Source organism: Ideonella benzenivorans (assembly GCF_020387415.1).
Taxonomy (GTDB): Bacteria; Pseudomonadota; Gammaproteobacteria; order Burkholderiales; family Burkholderiaceae_C; genus Ideonella; species Ideonella benzenivorans.
Window position 1 is genome coordinate 30,247 of record NZ_JAGWCB010000007.1, and the last position, 15,835, is coordinate 46,081.

At 69.0% G+C, this 15,835-nt stretch carries 14 protein-coding genes; 10 read left to right on the forward strand and 4 right to left on the reverse strand.

Annotation, left to right across the window (positions count from 1 at the left end):
* Window positions 1-181: 181 nt before the first annotated feature.
* A complete protein-coding gene (locus KGA65_RS03225) occupies window positions 182-1,552 on the forward strand; it encodes an aspartate aminotransferase family protein (protein WP_225861712.1) in 1,371 nt (456 codons plus the stop codon).
* 35 nt (window positions 1,553-1,587) lie between these two features.
* Here KGA65_RS03225 and KGA65_RS03230 read toward each other — a convergent pair whose 3' ends face one another.
* The 4 genes from KGA65_RS03230 to KGA65_RS03245 form a co-directional block, all read right to left on the reverse strand.
* Window positions 1,588-2,541 carry a helix-turn-helix domain-containing protein gene (locus KGA65_RS03230; protein WP_225861713.1) on the reverse strand — a complete coding sequence of 318 codons (954 nt, stop codon included), beginning with the start codon at window positions 2,539-2,541 and terminating at the stop codon, window positions 1,588-1,590.
* A 246-nt stretch (window positions 2,542-2,787) separates the two neighbouring features.
* Window positions 2,788-4,092 carry a hypothetical protein gene (locus KGA65_RS03235; RefSeq protein WP_225861714.1) on the reverse strand — a complete coding sequence of 435 codons (1,305 nt, stop codon included), beginning with the start codon at window positions 4,090-4,092 and terminating at the stop codon, window positions 2,788-2,790.
* A 26-nt stretch (window positions 4,093-4,118) separates the two neighbouring features.
* On the reverse strand, window positions 4,119-5,567 hold the full coding sequence (locus KGA65_RS03240) for an APC family permease (RefSeq protein ID WP_225861715.1): 1,449 nt from the start codon (window positions 5,565-5,567) through the stop codon (window positions 4,119-4,121).
* A 167-nt stretch (window positions 5,568-5,734) separates the two neighbouring features.
* Window positions 5,735-6,478 (reverse strand): IclR family transcriptional regulator, encoded by a 744-nt coding sequence (locus KGA65_RS03245; protein ID WP_255650424.1) that lies wholly within the window; start codon window positions 6,476-6,478, stop codon window positions 5,735-5,737.
* 426 nt (window positions 6,479-6,904) lie between these two features.
* Here KGA65_RS03245 and KGA65_RS03250 point away from each other — a divergent pair, with 426 nt between their 5' ends.
* The 9 genes from KGA65_RS03250 (at window position 6,905) to KGA65_RS03290 (ending at window position 15,806) form a co-directional block, all read left to right on the forward strand.
* Window positions 6,905-8,458 (forward strand): acetolactate synthase large subunit, encoded by a 1,554-nt coding sequence (locus KGA65_RS03250; protein WP_225861717.1) that lies wholly within the window; start codon window positions 6,905-6,907, stop codon window positions 8,456-8,458.
* 67 nt (window positions 8,459-8,525) lie between these two features.
* Window positions 8,526-9,320: an SDR family NAD(P)-dependent oxidoreductase gene (locus KGA65_RS03255; protein WP_225861718.1), complete on the forward strand. Its 795-nt coding sequence runs from the start codon at window positions 8,526-8,528 to the stop codon at window positions 9,318-9,320.
* Between the two features lie 17 nt (window positions 9,321-9,337).
* Complete coding sequence (locus KGA65_RS03260; RefSeq protein WP_225861719.1) at window positions 9,338-10,375, forward strand: WD40/YVTN/BNR-like repeat-containing protein; 1,038 nt, start codon at window positions 9,338-9,340, stop codon at window positions 10,373-10,375.
* A 13-nt stretch (window positions 10,376-10,388) separates the two neighbouring features.
* Complete coding sequence (locus tag KGA65_RS03265; protein WP_225861720.1) at window positions 10,389-10,874, forward strand: VOC family protein; 486 nt, start codon at window positions 10,389-10,391, stop codon at window positions 10,872-10,874.
* Between the two features lie 11 nt (window positions 10,875-10,885).
* Window positions 10,886-11,488, forward strand: a complete 603-nt coding sequence (locus KGA65_RS03270) for an amino acid synthesis family protein (protein ID WP_225861721.1) — start codon at window positions 10,886-10,888, stop codon at window positions 11,486-11,488.
* A gap of 8 nt (window positions 11,489-11,496) precedes the next feature.
* Window positions 11,497-12,339, forward strand: a complete 843-nt coding sequence (locus KGA65_RS03275) for an alpha/beta fold hydrolase (protein WP_225861722.1) — start codon at window positions 11,497-11,499, stop codon at window positions 12,337-12,339.
* A gap of 2 nt (window positions 12,340-12,341) precedes the next feature.
* Window positions 12,342-12,638 carry an NIPSNAP family protein gene (locus KGA65_RS03280; protein WP_225861723.1) on the forward strand — a complete coding sequence of 99 codons (297 nt, stop codon included), beginning with the start codon at window positions 12,342-12,344 and terminating at the stop codon, window positions 12,636-12,638.
* Between the two features lie 26 nt (window positions 12,639-12,664).
* Entirely contained in the window at window positions 12,665-14,338 is a 1,674-nt protein-coding gene (locus tag KGA65_RS03285) for a bifunctional 3-(3-hydroxy-phenyl)propionate/3-hydroxycinnamic acid hydroxylase (protein WP_225861724.1), read from the forward strand.
* Between the two features lie 37 nt (window positions 14,339-14,375).
* Window positions 14,376-15,806: an NAD-dependent succinate-semialdehyde dehydrogenase gene (locus KGA65_RS03290; RefSeq protein WP_225861725.1), complete on the forward strand. Its 1,431-nt coding sequence runs from the start codon at window positions 14,376-14,378 to the stop codon at window positions 15,804-15,806.
* Window positions 15,807-15,835: the final 29 nt, after the last annotated feature.

The following is a 15,835-nucleotide window of genomic DNA, read 5'->3' on the forward strand; positions in this document are numbered from 1 at the left end:
CGGGGGTGAACCGTGCAAAAGACCGCCGGGAGGCCGGTCTGGGCAATCGCGCACGCCTTGCCGATTCGGGTTACCGGTGCCTTCAGGGGCCAGGGCACCATGCCTTGGCCGGATCTGGCCGGGGCCTCTCGTGCGAGCGGGCTGAGGTGAGATCCGGGATCGATGCTTGAAAGGTGACCGTGTGATCGAAGCTCTTCTTGAACCCCTGCACTTCCCCGATGCCCCTCGTCGGGTGAGCGCCCAGTTCCCCGGCCCCCGCGCCGCGGAGGCCCTGGCCCTGTCGGCCAGCACCGAATCGATGGCCCGTGGTGGCGGTCGCATGCCCCTGGTGATGGACCGGGCCTTTGGCGCCACCTTCCAGGACCCGGACGGCAACACCTTCATCGACCTGTCTGCGGGCGTGGGCGTGAGCAGCGTGGGGCGTTGTCACCCCAAGGTGCAGGCGGCCATCCGAGCCCAGTCCGAGGTGCTGATGCATGCGCTGGAGGTCAACAGCACCCGGCGCACCGAGCTGGCGGTGAAGATGTCCGAGATCGCGCCGGAGGGCCTGCGGGGGGACTGCATCACCTTCTTCACCCAAGGGGGCAGCGATGCGCTGGAGGCGGCCGTCAAGTTTGCCCGGCGGGTCACGGGTCGGCACCAGATCCTGGCCTTCCACGGGGCCTACCACGGGGTCTGGAACGCCTCGGTGGCGCTGACCACCGGCACCGCCTACCGCGCGGGCTACGGCCCCTTCATGGCGGGGGTGATCCATGCGCCCTATCCCTATGCCTACCGCTTTCCCTTCGACACTTCGCGCCAGAGCGCGGAGGAGATCGCCGGGGCCTACGTCGACCACCTGCTGAACACGCCCTACACCGGGGCCGACGACGTGGCCGCGGTGATCGTCGAACCGGTGCAGGGCGAAGGGGGCTATGTGCCGCCCGCGCCGGAATTCCTGCAGCGGCTGCGCCAGGCCTGCGACCGCTGCGGCGCGCTGCTGATCGTTGACGAGGTGCAGTCCGGCGCGGGGCGCACCGGCAAGATGTGGGCGGTGGAGCACAGCGGCGTGCGGCCGGACATGCTGACCTTCGGCAAGGGCATCGGCGGTGATGTGCCGATGGCCGGGGTGATCATGCGCAGCGACCTGGCCGCGAAGATCCCGGACGGCTCGGTGCCCAACACCTTTGCCGCCAATTCGCTGTCGGCCGCCGTGGCGCTGACCAACATCGAGATCCTGCAGGACCCAAACCTGAAGCTCATCGACCGGGCCCATGCCCTGGGGCTGCAGGCGCAGGAGCGCATCCGCGGCTACGGCAGCCCGTACATCGGCGAGGTGCGGGGGCGCGGGTTGATGATTGGCATCGAGCTGGTCGAGGACCGCGACAGCAAGCAGCCCTTGGGCCGGGAGAAGATGGGCCAGCTGATGGGCCACCTGATGAACCACGGCGTGCTGATGGTGCCCTGCGGCCGCCATGGCAACGTGATGCGGGTGATGCCCTCGCTGACCATCACCCGGGCCCTGTTCTTCAAGGCGCTGGACATCTTCGCCGAAGGCTTGGCCACGCTCTGAGCGTGGCGTGAAGACCTCCGTTGCGCAGGCAGCCCTCAGCTGTCCAGCCGGCGGGGGGTGACCGCGCGGGCCGTCCGGGAGGGCGGCTCGCCGAAGAGCTCCTGGTAGTCCGCGGCGAAATGGCTGAGGTGGAAGAAGCCCCACTGGGCCGCCGCATCGCCGATGGAGAGTTCGCGCGGGTGCGTGGAGAGCAGGGCGCGCCGAACGCCATTGAGCCGCACCGAGCGCATGTAGTGCAGCGGGGTGGTTTCGGCCACCGAGCGGAAGCTGTTCTGCACCGTGCGGCGGCTGACCTGCAGCCGCTCGCACAGCTCGCCGACCTTGGGGGCGTTGAGCGCCTGGGTCATGGCCAGACGGTGGCACTTCTCGACAATGAAGCTTTGCGTCGTGCTGCCATGGCGCTGCCGGCGGTCGCAGGCCGGGTCGGTCAGCAGCGAGAGGATCTCCTGCAGCAGGGATGATTCAGGATCCTGGGGCGGGTTGGCTGCGGGAGGCTGCAGGCCGGCGTGGAAGGTGGCCAGCAATCGCTGCCGGCCCACCCGGAAATGATCGGCCGGCAGCTTGATGACCGGCTGGCGCATCAGCGCGCGGATCTCCTGCCCCGCCGGGGTCTGGTCCAGGGCCTGCTCGAACAGCGCGCGGTCGAAGTTCATGGCCAGCAACTCGGTGCCCTGCGGGGTGTGGAACATGAACTCCTCGCCACCACGCAGGACGAAGAGGCTCTCGCCATCGGCCTCGCGGCCCTGGAAGAGGATGGGGCCGGGGGTGTGCACGGGCAGGGCGAAGCAGACCCTGTCCCGCGGCGAGACGCCCTGCTGGACCACGCGCTGGCTGATGTATTCGCGGAACACCTGGTGCCGGGCACCATCCCATTGCAGCAGGGTGCTCTCCAGTCGCCCACTGGTGAGCTGGCTGTAGGTCTGCTCCCAGGCCCGGACGGAGGCCGCATGGACATGCACATCGCAAAACCGCTGGATGCTCGGGTTCATGGGTGGGACTCCGGGGCTGCCGCCAATTGCCAAATACTCGTTTAGATCAAATATTGCAGAAATTGGCTTCAAACCGGCAGAGGGCTAACCCAGCCTTCCGTTCAGGTGATGCAAGCCTTGAGACTGCGGGGGGAGTGAAGCAAGATCTCGGCCAGAAGTGCTGGTTTCTCTTCAAAGCAAAAAGCAACCCCGCACGAAGGCGGGGTTGCGGGGGGATGGCCGGGCGCTGTCCGCCCGTGGCGATGTTCAGAAAGGCACGATGAGCAGCAGCTGGGCATACAGGTTGGTGCCCGCGCGGTTCTGCACACCACCCCGGCTGGCATCGGCGCCGGGGCGGTACAGGCCGATCAGGGGGGAGACCGTCAGGTGTTCGCCGGCCACCCATTCCGCGTACAGGTCGAGCTCGCGGCCGTCCAGGTTCAGGGTCTGCCGCTGGCTGAGCGTGCGGAAGTCGTGGAACAACGCCCCCACGGTCAGAGATTCCAGCGGCTTGGCGCTCAGCGTGATGCGGTGGATGCGGGTGTTGCTGTTGAACGGGCCGGCATAGTTGCTGGCCACCTCGCCCTGCAACCAGCCAAGGTAGCCGCCGGTGAACAACGCATCCCAGTTGCTGCTGTAGCGCGTGAAACGGTAGCTGAGCTTGGGGCCGCCGGGCAGGGCCTTGAACTCATGGCTGGCCTGCAGGTACCAGGCCGTGTCGGTGCCGGCGTCCTTCTCCTGGCGTGCCAGCTCGGCCGCCAGCTCGGTGTCCGGCAGGCCGGCCGACCCTTCGGCGTGCAGGCTGTAGACGTTCATGCCCTTGCGCTGGGCCTGGGCCGGGCTGGCGTAGCGCGCATCCACGCCCAGGCCGCGGATGTAGGCCAGGCCGACGGTGCCGGGCGCGCTGCTGTAGTCCAGGGTGCCCACGGCCAGGCGGGTGTCGGCCTGGGCCTTGTTGTCCGAGCGCAGCCACATGGCGCTGCCGTGCAGGCCCTGGGCATCGCCGAGCTTGAGCACCGCGGTGTTGGCGAAGGCATGGCGGGCACCGATGTAGTAGGCGCCGCCCCGGTCCAGACCGCCGCCGCCCAAGGCCTTGCCGGCGTTCAGGCCGTCGTCGTTGATCAGAAAGCCGCGGCCGACGGCGACCACCTGGCGGCCCACCGAGACATCCAGGCCGTCCTGACCCAAGGCCGGCAGCAGGCCGCCCGAGCGCCAGCCCAGAGAACCTTCTTCCAGGCTGGTGCGGCGTTCGCTGCCATTGCTCACGCCGCCCGCGTCGCCATCGCCCCAGGTGGCCGAGCTCACCAGCGACAGGGCGCCGTAGGTGCTGCCGCCCCAGCGCTCGGTGTGGCCGCTCAGCCCGTACTTGGCAAAGCCCTCTTGCCACCGTGCGGCGCCGGAGACGCCGTCGTAGCGGTCGTGGCTGTCCATGACGCCGAACACGGCCAGCAGGTCGGCATTGAGCTGGTTGCCGTCCTGGCTGTAGAGCGTGTAGGCCGCTGCGGTCGAAGGCAGGACGGCCGAAGCGGCCAGGGCCATGGCGCCAAGCGCCCCTTGGAATGCATGTCGCATGAGAGAGACTCCGCGGAGTGGTGAGATCAGAGCTTGTGGCTGCCCAGCGCGGCAAAGCGCGCGGGCGCGGTGCGGCGCAGGCGCTGGGCCAGCTGCCAGCCCGCCAGCAGGGAGGCGGGGATCACGGCGCACAGGCCGTAGGACAGGGTCTTGCTGGCGCCGGTGAGCACGTCGAAGTGCGCGATGGCGATGCCCAGCACGGCCAGCAGGGCCACGCAGGAGACCCAGGGCAGGGTGTGCACGCGCCAGCGGCCCAGGGCAGGGGCAGGGTGGCGCTGGAAGTAGCGCACGGTGGCCAGCGAGGTCATGGCCATCAGCAGCAGCAGGCACAGCGCGGCCAGGTTCGAGAACCAGGCGAACAGGTGCAGGATGGGGTCGGCGCCGGTGAGCACGAACACCATCACCACCGCCGCCGCGATCAGGCTCTGCAGCGCCGAGCCCATGTGCGGGCTCTGGTGGGTGGGGTGGGTGGTGCCCAGCCAGGCGGGCAGCAGGCCGTCGCGTCCGATGGCATAGAAGTAGCGTGCGGCCGAGTTGTGAAAGGCCAGCAGGCCGGCATAGACACTGACCATGAACAGCACCCGGATCACCGCCGTCAGGCGCGGGCCGGCATAGTGGTCCGACAGGCCGTAGACGAAAGTGGTCGGATCCTGCAGGGCCTGCAGCTGGGGCACGATCTTGTCGGCGCCCGCGCCGATCACGAAGCACCAGATGGACAGCGCGTAGAAGCTGCCCACCAGCAGGATGGAGGCGTAGGTGGCCAGCGGGATGGCGCGCTGCGGGTCCTTGGCCTCCTCGCCGTAGATGGTGGTGGCCTCGAAGCCGATGAAGGCGGCAAAGCAGAACAGCAGGCCGATGGATGGCGTGCCGCTGAAGACATGCTGGGCCGAGAAGGCCGACAGGTTGATGCCGCTGTCGCCGCCGGCGCGCAGGATCGAGATGTCCAGCACCAGCATCGTGATGTACTCGGCCACCACCACCAGGGACAGCACGCGCGCCGACAGGTCCACATTGCGGTAGCCAAGGACGGCGATGCTGGCCATGGCCAGCAGGGCGCACCCCCACCAGGGGGCCTGCAGGCCGAACACCTCGGCCAGGGTGCCCGAGACCACGGCCCCGAACATGCCGTACAGCCCGATCTGCAGGATGTTGTAGGCCATCATCGCCAGCATGCCGGCCGCGCCACCGGCGCTGCCGCCCAGTCCGCGGGAGACGAAGGCATAGAAGCCACCGGCATTGGTCACGTGCCGGGCCATGCTGGTGTAGCCGACCGAGAAGATCAGCAGCAAGGCCAGCATGGCAAGCAGCAGGGCCGGGGTACCGGCGCCGTTGCCCAGCATGATCCCGATGGGAAAGCCACCGGCCAGCACGCTCAGCGGGCTGGCGGCGGAGATGACGAAGAAGATGATGAAGCCCACGTTGAGCGCGTTCTTGCGCAGCGCCGTGGAGCGACCGGGAACCGAGACTTCTGGCATGACGATCCTGGAGCAAAGGCTTGGAAGTGGCGCCATGCTAGGGATCGTCCCGGGCCCACCACTAGCCCAAATCGGCAGCTGATGTCAGCTGCACCAAGACCGCGCGCAAACAGGCGCGGTGCACCAGAAAGGGCTTGGGCGGTGCACATGGCGCCGGCCCCACAGGCTCAGGGGTCGAGCCTGGACTCCGAGGTCTCGGAGATCCGCAGCGTGATGCCCTGCGCGGCCGCCGTCACCAGGCCGGCCAGGTAGTCGCGCCGGAAGGCCTCGAAACGGGCGGCCGGCCCCACCAGCGTGATGCTGCCCAGCACGCGGTGCTTCTCGTCAAAGATCGGCGCCGCAATGCCCGACTTGCCGGGGTCGAGTTCACCCTCGCTGACGCAGAAGCCGTCCTTGCGGATGGTGAGCATGGCCTTGGAGAAGCTGCGCCAGTCCTGGCCCAGCTGGCGGGCTGAGCCTTCCTGCGGTGCGTTGTCGTAGATGCGCCGCAGTTGCCGCGGCAGCAGGTAGGCCAGGATCACCCGCGCCGTCGCGCTGCGGAACAGGTCCATCGGCCGGCCGCGGCCGAAGTTCAGCAGGTCGGGGTCGGCGCCGGGTTGGTGCAGCACATTGATCACGGTGGCCCCGTACAGCTCGCTGATCAGCACGGACAGGCCGGTGAGGGTGGCCAGCTCGGCCACCGGTTGGCGGCTGGCCGCCAGCAGCGGGTCGAACTCGGTCATCTGTCGGTCGAGCTCGATCACCCGCGGGCCCAGGGCGTAGCCACGGGGCAGGCGCACCAGCAGGCCGGCGTCGAGCAGCTCGCGCAGATAGCGGTAGGCACTGGCGGAGGTGTAGCCCAGCTGGGTGCAGATGTGCTCGACCTCGATCACGGGTTGCTCGGGCTTGAAGAGGTCAAGCACTTTCAGCATGCGGCTCAGGCTGTTCATGGGACTCGTCGGGGGCGGGCTGCGGGAGAAGGCGCACAGGTTAGCGGATCGGCCCGGGGGCTGTCGCACCAGGATGGCGCAGCCCTTCGGGTGGGGCTGGGTCGGCGGCAGGGCTTATAGCACATTGATCGCCATTGCGAATTTGAGTTCATCCAATGGTTGATACCAGTGAACAGTACTTGTCAAATTATCGCTATTCGATAAAACTGCAAACAAGCTTCGATTTGATCTGGATCGTGGCGCGCGGTGCAGACGCAGTGGTCTGCGCCTTCTCTCCACCTGGCAGAGCCGCTCTGCCAACGGCGCGGATGTGAGACCGATGAGTTGTTCCAAGTTCTGTAGAGGGGGCGGTGTGCAGACCGCCCTGGCCCCGGTGTCGGGTGGTATGGCGGTTCAGGAGGCACGGGCATGACCGGCGCCGAGCAACTGTTGGCCGCGCTGCATGCGGCGGGGGTGGACACCTGCTTTGCCAACCCCGGCACCACCGAGCTGGATGTCGTGCGCGCCTTCGAGGCCGTGCCAGGCCTGCGGCCGGTCATCGGCCTGCAGGAAAACGTCTGCACCGGCGGGGCCGATGGCTATGCCCGCATGCTGGGGCGGCCGGCCGCCACGCTGCTGCACCTGGGGCCGGGCTTTGCCAATGGCATTGCCAACCTGCACAACGCGCGGCGCGCCCATTCCCCCATCGTCAACATCATCGGGGACCACACCAGCTGGCACCTGCCCTTTGATGCGCCCCTGACCTCGGACATCGAATCGCTGGCCCGCCCGGTCTCCGGTTGGGTGCACCGCATCACCAGCCCGGCCGAGACGGCGGCGGTTGGCGCCGAGGCGGTGCGGCAGAGCCATGCGCGGGGCGGGCAGTCCGCCACGCTGATCTTCCCGGCCGATCACCAGGCCGACCCGGTGCCGGTGGAGGGCGCGGTGGCGCTGCCCCAGGGGGCGGCGGACGGCCTGCCCAACGATGGTGACGACGTCGCCACCGCGCTGGCCCGGCTCAGCCAGGCCCGGCGCATCGTCTTTCTGCTGGGCGGCGGGGACGAGCTGAGCGGTCTGGGCGCACGGGCCCAGTGCGCGGTGGCCCGTCTGTGCCAGGTGCTGCCGGCCACGGCCTATGCCGAAACCTTCCCCTCCCGATCGGAACGCGGTCAGGGCCTGCCGGCCTACGACCGTCTGCCGTACTTCCCCGAGCCGGCCCGCGCCGTGCTGGACCCGGCGGACCTGGTGGTGCTGGTCGGTGCCCCGGTGCCCATCACCTACTTCGGTTATGTGGGCCATCCGAGCCAGCTGGTGCAGGACGACCGCCTGCTGGTGCTGAGCCGGCCTGGCGAGGCGGTGGCCGAGCGCCTGGAGCATCTGGCCGAGATCCTCCAGGCCCCGCCCTATGCGCCGACGGTGCTGCCGCTGCCCGAGGCCCCCACCGGCGCCCTGACCCCGGCGGCCGTGGGCAGGGTGCTGACCGCGGCGCTGCCTGAGCATGCCATCGTCTCGGTCGAAGGCGGCACCTGTGGCTATCCCTTCTATGCGGTGTCGGCAGCGGCCAAGGTGCACACCACCCTGACCAACACCGGCGGCGCCATCGGGCAGGGCCTGCCCGTGGCGATGGGGGCGGCCATCGCCTGTCCCGACCGGCCGGTGCTGGCGCTGCTGTCGGACGGCAGCACCCAGTACACGATCCAGACGCTGTGGTCGCTGGCGCACGAGAAGCTCAACGTGGTGGTGCTGATCACGGCCAACCACCAGTACGCGATCCTGCGCAACGAGCTGCGCCGCAACGGCGCGCCGCTCAGCGCGCAGGCGGCCCACCTGACCGACCTGGGCAGCCCGGCCATCGACTGGGTGGGCCTGGCGCAGGCCTATGGCGTGCCGGCCAGCCGCTCCACCACCGCCGAGGAACTGGCGGCACAGCTGGCCCACGCGCTGGACCAGCCCGGTCCCTTCCTGATCGAGATGGCGCTCTGAGGCGCCCCCGAACCCCAACGCAATCACCCGGGGGCGGCCCAGGCCTGGCCCCCACAGGAGCACACACATGGATCTGAAACTCAAGGGCAAGGTGGCCGTCGTCACCGGTGGCAGTCTGGGCATCGGCCGGGCCGTGACGGAGGCGTTCGCCGCCGAAGGCGTGCGCGTGGCCATCGTTTCGCGCAGCCGCGCCAAGCTCGAAGAAGTGGCCGCGGAAATCTCCGCCCAGTACGGTGTCGAAGTCTTCGCCGCGCCGGCCGACGTGAGCAACACCGAGCAGGTCAACGCGATGATGGACCAGGTGGCGGCCCACTTCGGCCGCATCGACATCCTGGTCAACGGCGCGGCCCACCCGGGCGGTCTGGTGCGCTCGGAGATTGAGAAGGCCGACCCCGAGGGCCTGCTCGAGGACATCAACATCAAGGTGGTGGGCTACATGCGCTGCGCCAAGGCCGCCTCGGCCCACATGCGCAAGAACGGCTTTGGCCGCATCGTCAACATCGGTGGCCTGACCGGCCGCGGCAGCAAGCAGCTCTCGGGTCTGCGCAACGTGGCCATCTGCCACATGACCAAGACCTTGTCCGACCAGCTGGGCCCGCAGGGCATCACCGTCAACGTGATCCACCCCGGTGTGGTCGAGACCCCGCACATCCACGAGCTCTACGAGAAGGAAGCCAAGCTGCAAGGCCTCACAGCCGAGCAGGTCGAGGCCAACTACGCCAAGGCCACGCCGATCCGGCGCGTGCTGCAGCCCAGCGAGATCGCCGACGTGGTGCTGTTCCTGGCCTCCGAGCGGGCCGGCGCGATCACCGGTGAGTCCATCGGTGTGGATGGCGGCATCACCCGCGGCATCTTCCTTTGAGCACAGGAGCAAGCACCATGAAGGGAACCATCCTGGTGGGAACGGCCGGCCAAGGCATTCTGCGCAGCGTGGACGACGGCGCCTCCTGGCACCGCCTGGGCCTGAAGGAAGCCATCGAGTTCGACGGCGTCGTGCGGGCCATCGCGGTCGATCCGGCCCACCCCGAGCGCGTGCTGGCCGGAGCCGATGCCGGCCTGTGCCTGAGCGAGGACGGCGGTGCGCACTTCCGCCGCGTCGAGTCGCCGATGAACGGGCTCACGGTGTGGGCCATCGCCTTCCACCCCGCCAACCCGAAGCTGGTGTTTGCCGGCACCGGGGCGCCGTCGCGGGCCCGCATGTACCGCTCCCAGGACGGCGGCGAGACCTGGCAGGCGCTGGGCGTGGAACTGCCCGAGTTCTGCCAGGGGGTGAACCGCCCGCGCATCCTCACCATCGCCGGCCACCCCGACAAGGCCGAGGAGGCCTGGTTCGGGGTCGAAGAGGGCGGTGCCTGGCGCACCGCCGATGCGGGCGAGCACTGGACCCGCGTGGACACGCCCGAGTGCCCGATCAACAACTCCGACATCCACGCCATCGCGGTGCTGCCGGCCCTGGGCGAGCAAGCCGTCAAGCATGTGGTGCTGACCGTCAACTCGGTGTACGACACCAGCGACGACGGCAAGACCTGGCAGGGCAAGGCCTCGAAGGAGCGCTTTGACGGCATGTACTACACCCGCACCGTGCATGTGGTGGATGCGGCGGGCAGCACGCTGCTGCTGGCCATTGGCGACGGCACACCGGGCACGCGCACTCAGATCTACCGCTCCACCGACCGGGGCGTGAACTGGACACCCGCGCTGCTGCACACCCGTCCCAACTCCACCGTCTGGGCCTTCGGCTCCCATGCGGCCGACCCGCAGCTGATCTTCGCCGGCACCAAGTACGGCGACCTGCTGCGCTCGATGGATGGCGGCGCGAGCTGGTTCAAGGACTGGCGCGAGTTCAGCGAGATCACCGCCGTGGCCTGGACGCCCTTCGTGGCGCCGGTCAAGGCCCATCCCCAATCCATCAACTGAGGCACGCGCGGCCATGAGTACCTCCACCGAGCCCAAGCTCAAGGTCCGTCGGACCCACCTGTCGCTCTTCGTCAAGGACCCCGTGGCCAGTGCGGCCTGGTACGCCGACGTGCTGGGCATGAAGGAAACCGCCCGCGGACCCCAGTGGGTGATGATGTCCTTCGGTCCCAAGCACCATGACATCGCCCTGATCCAGGCTGAGATCCCCGCCGGCACCGAGGTGCTGCGCGGGCCGATCAACATGCAGCACTACGGCCTGGAGATCGATGGGGACATGACCGAGCTGCGGCGTCTCTACGGCATGTTGCTGAAGAAGAACGTCCCCATCGTCAAGACCACCGACCACCTGGTGGGCGTGGGCGTGTATTTCACCGATCCGGACGGGCACCGCCTCGAGTTCTTCTGCGAGGTCATGCACGACGACGCGCAGGCCCAGCGGGCCTTCGGCGAACACCATGGTCCCAGCGATCCGATCACGCTGGAACCCATTTTTGAATGAACGAGCACACCATGAAATCTCCGAACTTCGGCATCTACCACATCCGCAAGTGGTTCCAGTACATCGAGGACACCCAGGCCACCGAGAGCGGCCAGCCGGCGGACGGCCTGCCCTTGCGCAAGTACGTGATCGCCGCCTGCATCCACAACCCCTACGCGGGACGCTATGTGGAGGACCTGAGCGTCTGGATCGAAGGCTCGCCCGAACTGGGGCATGAGTTCGGCCGTCGCATCCAGGAACTGTCGGCCGGGCGCGAGATCCAGAGCTATGGCAAGGCCATCCTGGTCGGTGTGGATGGCGACTACGAGCATGGCAATGCCCTGCTGACCAACCCGGCGGCCAACCCGGTGCGCGACGCCCTGGGCGGTGGCAAGGCCTGGGTGCCCTCGACCGGCAAGCGCGGCGGCCCGGGCACCATCCTGGACATTCCGCTGGCCCACAAGGATGCGCTCTACGTGCGCTCCCACTACGACACGATCAGCGTCAGCTTCAACGACGCGCCCTCGCGCGACGAGGTGCTGATCTGCTGGGCCTTCGCCACCCGCGGCCGTCTGAATGCGCGCCTGGGCGGCATCAAGGCCTCCGAGATCAAAGGCGAGAACGGCCTGGTGTGAGCATGACGATGGAGCGCAGTTCCTTTCAGTTCACCGTGGCCGGGCTGTCGCTCCACGTCACCGCGTGGGGCCCGGCCCAGGGGCGGCCCCTGCTGGCCCTGCATGGCATCCGTGGCTTTGGCGAGACCTTTGCCGGCCTGGCCCAGGCGCTGCAGCCCGAGTTCCGGGTCTGTGCGCTGGACCAGCGGGGCCGGGGGGCCTCCCAATGGGACCCGGCCCACGAGTACTACACCGACCGCTATGTGGCCGACCTGCTGGCCGTGGCCGATGCGATGGGCCTGCAGCGCTTTGACCTGCTGGGGCACTCGATGGGGGGCATCAACGCCATCGTCTTCGCATCGCAACACCCGGAGCGGGTGGGGCGCCTGGTGATCGAGGACGCTGGCCCGGGGGCCTTCGAGCACAGCCCCGGGGCCACCCGCATCCGGCGCGAGATGGCGTCCACGCCGGACCGCTTCGCCAGTTGGGACGCCGCCAGCGCCTTCATGCGGGCCCAGCGCCCCAGCGTCACCGAGGAAGCCCGCCAGCAGCGCCTGCACAGCATGCTCAAGCCGCTGGACGACGGCAGCTTCACCTGGCGCTACGACCATGTGGGCATTGCCGCCACCCGCCTGAACCCGGACCCGGCCCGCGTCGTGGACCTGCGCCCGCATGTGGCGGCCCTGCGCTGCCCGACGCTGGTGGTGCGCGGTGGGCGCTCCGACTACCTGCAAGCCGAGATGGCCGCCGAGATGCGCGCGCTCAACCCGCGCCTGCGCGAGACCGTGATCCCCGACGCCGGGCACTACGTGCACGACGACCAACCCGCCCTGTTCAACGCACAGGTGCGTGCCTTTCTGCTGGAAGCATGACCATGATGATCGAGATGAGAACCTACACCCTGGTGCCCGGGGGGGTGAGGGAGTACCTGCGGATCTACAACGAGACCGGCCGCAGCGTGCAGCTGGAGATCCTGGGTCAGCTGGTGAGCCTGATGACCCCGGAGACGGGTGAGCTCAACCAGCTGGTCTTTCTCTGGGCCTTTCCCAGCTTCGAGGCCCGGCGCGAGCGCCGCGCCCGTCTGATGGCCGACCCCCGCTTCACGGAATTCCGCAAGTCCGTCCGTCACCTGCTGGTGAGCCAGGAGAACCGGCTGCTCAACGAAGTCTGAGCCCGCACGCAGCAAGGCACACAAACATGATCAAGCAAACAGAAGTGCAGGTGCTGGTGGTAGGGGCCGGCCCGGTGGGCGTGTCCCTGGCCAACCTGCTGGGATGCTATGGCGTCCAGACCCTGGTGGTGGACCGCAGTCCCACGGTGCTGGACTTTCCGCGCGCGGTCGGCCTGGACGACGAGGCGCTGCGCACCTTCCAGGCGGCCGGGCTGGCCGAGGACATGTTGACCGACATGATCCAGAACGTGCCGATGCGCATGTACACGGCCGACAAGCGCTGCTTTGCCGAGATCCTGCCGAGCACGCGGGAGTTCGGCTGGTACCGGCGCAACCTGTTCTCGCAGCCGCTGGGCGAGACCACGCTGCGCAAGGGCCTGGCGCGCCACCCGCAGGTGCAGCTGCAGCTCGGCGTCGAGCTGGTGGGCCTGCAGCAGGATGCGAGCGGCGTGACCGCCGAGCTGCGCGATGCCGACGGCGCCATCCAGCGCGTGCGGGCGCAGTACTTGGTGGGCTCCGACGGGGCGCGCAGCACTGTGCGCGAGGGCCTGCTGAAGCTGCCCTACGAGGGGGTCACCCATCCCAACAAGTGGGTGGTGATCGAGTGCGAGGATGACCCGCTGGACGCGCCCTACACGGCCCTGCACTGCGAGCCGGCGCGGCCCCATGTCTGCCTGCGCCTGCCCTATGGCCTGCGGCGCTGGGAGTTCATGCTGTTTCCCGGCGAGGATGGCGAGCAGATGCTGGCGCCCGACCAGGTCCAGGCCCTGCTCAAGGGGCATGTGCCGCACCCCGAGCGGTTGAAGATCATCCGGGCCCGGGTCTACACCCACAACTCGCGGGTGGCGGGCGAATTCGTCCATGGCCGGGTCTGCCTGGCCGGGGATGCAGCCCACATCACCCCGCCCTGGATCGGACAGGGCCTGAATGCAGGCATGCGCGACGCCTTCAACCTGGCCTGGAAACTGGCCTGGGTGGTGCAGGGCCGGATGAAGCCCGAGCAGCTGGCCAGCTACCACCTGGAGCGTCACGCCCACGCCAAGGCCATGATCGATCTGGCGGACATGTTCGGCGCCACGCTGTCGCTGCGCAACCGCCCGCTGGCCTGGCTGCGCGACCGCTTCTTCCTGGCCATCCAGCACATCCCGCGCTTTCGCGACTATGTGCTGCAGATGAAGTTCAAGCCCATGCCCCGTTTCTCCGAGGGCGTGGTGCTCAACAGCGGCAAGGCCCGGCAGGACGAGCGGGTGGGGCGCATGTTCATCCAGCCCCTGGTGGAGGTGAACAACGGCGAGCCCCAGCGGCTGGACGATGTGCTGGGGCCGCGCTTTGCGCTGCTGAGCTGGCGCAGCGACGCGCTGGCCCAGGTCGACGAGGGCCTGAAGGCCCAGTTGCAGCGCCTGGGCTGCGCCGCCTTCGTGGGCGTGCGGGCCCGCAGCAGCGCCAACGAGGTGGCGCAGGTGCTGCGCACGCCGGGCCTGTCCACGGTGGTGCAGGACATGGAGAACGCGCTGCACTTCTGGTTCCAGCAGGCCGGGGTGGACTGGGTGCTGCTGCGGCCGGACCGCTTCGTGGCGGCCGCCGGCCAGGTCGGCGATGCCCCCGACCAGCTACGCCGCTTCTGCGAGGCCGTGCTGCCCGTGGCCCCGGCGCAGCCCGCCGGGGCCGCGCCGCGCACCTCTGCGGCGGTGGCGGCCTGACCGCCTGACCGCCCGATCGACACCGAAAGGACTGCCCATGTACCCGACCCTGGCCCTCTACATCGACGGCGAGTTCATCGACGCCAGCCGCACCGCCCGCGCCCAGGATGTGCGCGACCCGGCCACCCAGCAGCTCCTGGGGCAACTGCCCTGGGCCGAGACGGCGGATCTGGAGCGCGCCGTGCAGGCGGCCGACCGGGCCTGGCGCCAGTGGCGCCGCAGCTCGCCGATGGAGCGCGCCGCCGTCCTGCGCAAGGTGGGCGAACTGGCCCGCCTGCGGGTGGAGGAGATCGCCCAGGCCATCACGCTGGACAACGGCAAGCCGTTGGCCGAAGCGCGGGCCGAGGTGCTCAACAGCGCCGAGCATGCCGAGTGGAACGCGGAGGAGTGCCGGCGCATCTATGGCCGGGTGGTGCCGCCGCGGGACCCGGCGGTGCGCCAGCTGGTGACCCGCGAGGCCATCGGCGTGTGCGCGGCCTTCAGTCCCTGGAACTTCCCGATGGGCCAGGCCATCAAGAAGGTCGCTGCCGCGATCGGTGCCGGCTGTGCCGTGGTGCTCAAGGGGCCGGAGGAATCCCCCAGCGCGGTGCTAGCCCTGGCCCAGCTGTTCCATGACGCGGGTCTGCCCCCGGGCGTGCTCAACGTGGTGTGGGGCGTGCCGGGCGAGATCTCCCAGCACCTGATCACCCATCCGCTGGTGCGCAAGGTGTCGTTCACTGGCTCGGTGCCGGTGGGCAAGCAGCTCGCCGCCCTGGCCGGTGCGCACATGAAGCGGGTCAGCATGGAGCTGGGCGGGCATTCGCCGGTGATCGTGTTCCCGGATGCCGACCTGGATGCGGCTGTCGCCCTGCTGGCCCGCCTGAAGACCCGCAATGCCGGGCAGGTCTGCGTCTCGCCCTCGCGTTTCTTTGTCCACCGGCAGGTCTACCCGGCCTTTCTGGAGCGCTTTGGCCAGGCGATTGCCGGGGTGCGGCTGGGCCACGGCCTGGCCCCCGAGACCCAGATGGGGCCGCTGATCCATGGCCGGCGGCTGCAGGCCATCAGCGAGCTGGTCGACGATGCGCTCTCCTGTGGCGGGGAGCTGGTGACCGGTGGACAGCGCCTGGAAGGGGCTGGCCACTTCTACCGCCCGACGGTGATTGCGGGCGTGCCCGAACACGCCCGCGTGCTGTGCGAGGAGCCCTTCGGGCCGATCGCCCCGGTGATGCCCTTCGACGACACCGAGGAGGTGATCGCCCGGGCCAACAGCGTGCCCTTCGGCCTGGCGTCCTATGTGTTCACCGAGTCGATCAAGACCGCCACCCGGGTCTCCGAGGGCCTGGAGGTGGGCATGGTCAACATCAACCATTCGGGCATGGCCCACCCCGAGCTGCCCTTTGGCGGCATCAAGGACAGCGGCATCGGCAGCGAGGGAGGCACCGAGACCTTCGACGGCTACCTGGTGACCAAGCTGACCACCCAGATCTGAGACCCCGAGACCTGAGACCGAGAACCTCT